This is a genomic window from Exiguobacterium sp. KRL4, from assembly GCF_001870785.1.
Taxonomy (GTDB): domain Bacteria; phylum Bacillota; class Bacilli; order Exiguobacteriales; family Exiguobacteriaceae; genus Exiguobacterium_A.
In genome coordinates, this window is the sequence record NZ_MOLV01000045.1 from 1 (window position 1) to 1577 (window position 1577).

Annotated in this window: 14 tRNA genes and 1 rRNA gene; all 15 read right to left on the reverse strand. The window is 51.9% G+C overall.

Going from position 1 to position 1577, the window contains the following annotated elements:
* Window positions 1-58 precede the first annotated feature (58 nt).
* The 15 genes from BLD48_RS15870 to rrf all read right to left on the reverse strand — a co-directional run bounded on the left by BLD48_RS15870 (window position 59) and on the right by rrf (window position 1427).
* Window positions 59-129, reverse strand: a tRNA-Gly gene (locus BLD48_RS15870).
* Window positions 130-133: 4 nt separating this feature from the next.
* Window positions 134-214, reverse strand: a tRNA-Leu gene (locus BLD48_RS15875).
* Between the two features lie 32 nt (window positions 215-246).
* A tRNA-Cys gene (locus BLD48_RS15880) sits at window positions 247-320 on the reverse strand.
* A gap of 6 nt (window positions 321-326) precedes the next feature.
* A tRNA-Gly gene (locus BLD48_RS15885) sits at window positions 327-401 on the reverse strand.
* A 7-nt stretch (window positions 402-408) separates the two neighbouring features.
* A tRNA-Gln gene (locus tag BLD48_RS15890) sits at window positions 409-480 on the reverse strand.
* Between the two features lie 10 nt (window positions 481-490).
* A tRNA-His gene (locus BLD48_RS15895) sits at window positions 491-563 on the reverse strand.
* Between the two features lie 13 nt (window positions 564-576).
* A tRNA-Trp gene (locus tag BLD48_RS15900) sits at window positions 577-647 on the reverse strand.
* 5 nt (window positions 648-652) lie between these two features.
* Window positions 653-736 (reverse strand) — tRNA-Tyr (locus tag BLD48_RS15905).
* Window positions 737-764: 28 nt separating this feature from the next.
* Window positions 765-840 (reverse strand) — tRNA-Phe (locus BLD48_RS15910).
* A gap of 7 nt (window positions 841-847) precedes the next feature.
* Window positions 848-923 (reverse strand) — tRNA-Asp (locus BLD48_RS15915).
* Between the two features lie 8 nt (window positions 924-931).
* Window positions 932-1005 (reverse strand) — tRNA-Met (locus tag BLD48_RS15920).
* 10 nt (window positions 1006-1015) lie between these two features.
* Window positions 1016-1090: transfer RNA gene (locus BLD48_RS15925), tRNA-Glu, on the reverse strand.
* A gap of 21 nt (window positions 1091-1111) precedes the next feature.
* Window positions 1112-1202: transfer RNA gene (locus BLD48_RS15930), tRNA-Ser, on the reverse strand.
* Window positions 1203-1230: 28 nt separating this feature from the next.
* A tRNA-Asn gene (locus BLD48_RS15935) sits at window positions 1231-1305 on the reverse strand.
* 6 nt (window positions 1306-1311) lie between these two features.
* Window positions 1312-1427 (reverse strand): 5S ribosomal RNA (gene rrf, locus BLD48_RS15940).
* Between the last annotated feature and the right edge of the window lie 150 nt (window positions 1428-1577).

The following is a 1577-nucleotide window of genomic DNA, read 5'->3' on the forward strand; positions in this document are numbered from 1 at the left end:
CCACTAAACTACACCCGCATAATCAGGTGAATCTTGATTGAGATCGTACAAAGGTAAAAGCGGGTGAAGGGAATCGAACCCTCATCATCAGCTTGGAAGGCTGAGGTTTTACCACTAAACTACACCCGCAAGATACCGGTGGTCGGAATCGAACCGACACTCCAAAGGAACACGATTTTGAGTCGTGCGCGTCTACCAGTTCCGCCACACCGGCACAATCTCTTGCATAAACATTAAATTAGGAATTGGAGGCGCCAGTCAGAATCGAACTGACGATAGAGGAGTTGCAGTCCTCTGCCTTACCACTTGGCTATGGCGCCACTCATTGGAGCGGAAGACGGGATTCGAACCCGCGACCCCGACCTTGGCAAGGTCGTATTCTACCACTGAACTACTTCCGCACAAAAGCTGGGCTGGAAGGGATCGAACCTTCGCATGCTGGAATCAAAATCCAGTGCCTTACCACTTGGCCACAGCCCAATAATAAAAGGGCGACTGATGGGAATTGAACCCACGAATGCCGGAATCACAATCCGGTGCGTTAACCACTTCGCCACAACCGCCATAATAATAAAACAGGGGCAGCAGGAATCGAACCCGCGCTGACGGTTTTGGAGACCGTAGTTCTACCGCTAAACTATGCCCCTAAGAGTGGTGGGGGGGGGCGGATTCGAACCGCCGAACCCGAGGGAGCGGATTTACAGTCCGCCGCGTTTAGCCACTTCGCTACCCCCCCACAATGGGAAAAACATTTGAAAATCATATGGTGGCTTTGGACGGAATCGAACCGCCGACACGAGGATTTTCAGTCCTCTGCTCTACCGACTGAGCTACAAAGCCTTAACAATGGCGGTCCTGACGGGATTCGAACCCGCGATCTCCTGCGTGACAGGCAGGCATGTTAACCGCTACACCACAGGACCGTATGTAATTGCGGGGGCCGGATTTGAACCGACGACCTTTGGGTTATGAGCCCAACGAGCTACCAGACTGCTCCACCCCGCGCTAATAAAAATGGTGACCCGTACGGGAATCGAACCCGTGATACCGCCGTGAAAGGGCGGTGTCTTAACCGCTTGACCAACGGGCCATCTTAAAATTGAAAATGTTATGGCGGAGAGCAAGGGATTCGAACCCTTGAGACGCTTATGACGCCTACACGATTTCCAATCGTGCTCCTTCGGCCACTCGGACAGCTCTCCATTGCATGTGGTGAAGAAGTAAATATAATGGCTCCGCAAGTAGGATTTGAACCTACGACCTACCGGTTAACAGCCGGTTGCTCTACCACTGAGCTATTGCGGAACGATCGCCTGGCAGCGTCCTATCCTCACAGGGGGAAGCCCCCAACTACTTTCGGCGTTCAAGTGCTTAACTTCCGTGTTCGGCATGGGAACGGGTGTGACCACTTGGCTATCGCCACCAGACATCTATCATCTTAACATTATGTTTCCATAACGTCAAGAACTTTTTTTGAAAAGCTCGCGCCCTCAAAACTGAAGTCATCAACAAGATCATCTGCTAGAACAAGGCCTCGACCGATTAGTATCACTCAGCTCCGCATGTCGCCATGCTTC